Annotated in this window: 2 protein-coding genes; both read left to right on the top strand. The window is 37.6% G+C overall.

What is annotated here, in order from left to right:
* Positions 1-593 (top strand): hypothetical protein (locus tag T357_RS21590; RefSeq protein ID WP_207641208.1); only part of this gene is annotated, 593 nt, incomplete at its 5' end.
* Positions 590-982, top strand: a complete 393-nt coding sequence (locus tag T357_RS0118385; RefSeq protein ID WP_031555900.1) for a hypothetical protein — start codon at positions 590-592, stop codon at positions 980-982. The genes T357_RS21590 and T357_RS0118385, both read left to right, overlap by 4 nt.
* The last annotated feature ends 635 nt before the right edge of the window (positions 983-1,617 follow it).

Here is a 1,617-nt window from a genome sequence, read left to right as displayed (position 1 = left end):
AAAATGGAGAATTGTTAAGGTATAAATTCCTTAAGCAGTCTCTCGACAATCCAGATGAGTTATACGAAATGGAATACCGAGGAGACGGGCAGATTTTGGAAATAGACGAGTATTCTCCGGTAGGTGTTTCGGTGCCAATGCACGGAATCTTGGATTTCTTCGATCATCTATGGTTCGATTTCCCGACTCCCTTTAAAAAAGGAGATATCCTTTGGATTCCTAAAAGCGATGACAATCCGCTTAAACATAGTTATGGAGGGTTTGTTCTTAACAAAATGTCAACATGGGATACCAATGAATTCACCAGAAAAAATGGTGGCAGTGATGACATGGATGCATCGGTGTATCTGCCAGACTCTCTCGGAGGGTTGTTCCGGGAGGTTGTAGGGAATTACATGGATTTTGAGTATTATGAAGCGCCTTTCAAGGTGAATGAGCAGATTTTTTATGCTCTTAGTAGCTATTTAAAAGGAAAAATAGGAGAAGACGCCCTCCTGAGATTATATAGGGAAAGGCTATTGGAAGTTGCCTTAGCTGACGATATAGAGATTGCAAGCTGGGAAGAGGACGGTAGATATGAGGGGTTGATATGAACACATATGAAGCTTATTTAAATCATGAAGCAGGAAATATCATCACAATTGAAGAATGTATGCAGATTTATAAAGAATTGGTAGAAAGCATTACTTTATGTTCATTAGAAGATAAGGATGAATTCTGGAATAATTTTATCAAACGAGCAGCAAGATATACCTATATAAGGAATCAGTGGGAAACCATGAGTACAGAAGAAAGGATGGCTGCTGACGATGGTCGTACACAGGCTCATACTGTAGTGATAACTTCCCTAAATACTCTTGCAAGAATATTAGAACAGGAAGGCCTTGATGCTTCATGGAGGGCAAAATTAGGCGACGAAAGGAAACGTATAGGTGATTTTGCCTGCTTCGTTTCGTATATAACCGGAATATCAAATAGATAAAAGCACTCATATTAGACAATTCCAGTTTCTATTATTTAATTCGTTTGTTTCAGTTTCCTTTCAGCATCCGGTGATATTATATGACCATCAGATGAAATACATCTGAACCCTATAGAAGTTTTTTCATACTACTCAGAACCGGCAGCCCCCCTAAACTGCCGGTAACCCTCTAAAAACCGATGATCAGATAATATGTACTCTATCATCTTTATATCATATATTTTTCCGGCTAAATTCGAAATGAATTTTACCGGTTTTTTCTTTGAATCTTATTGGGTAAGACAGAGTTTTGTGAACCCTCTTCTTAAACCCATAGGTGCCAGTGACTGGCACTTATGGAGGCAGAATATAGTAGTTTACAAATTATTTAACCTGGTACTATAAACTCTAGATTTTGAGACCCTGAAACAAAATACTATATCTAAGCTCAAAAAGCCCTTTCGGATGCGATGATCCGATGGGGCTTTTTAAATTCATATCTCGATTTATCATTAACCTTCTGTCTGACTTTTGAGTCTTAGAATGTTATTAACCCTTTCATCTGTAGATTACTCCAATACGGTTATAGTCTAAAAACAGACGATATGAAAATCTGTTGGACTATGATATGATGCTAAGGTCTAATAGACATTCAA

This window comes from Oribacterium sp. FC2011 (assembly GCF_000701645.1).
GTDB lineage: Bacteria > Bacillota > Clostridia > Lachnospirales > Lachnospiraceae > Oribacterium.
Note: the sequence above shows the minus strand (reverse complement) of the source record. Positions and strands in the feature narration are given on the sequence as shown.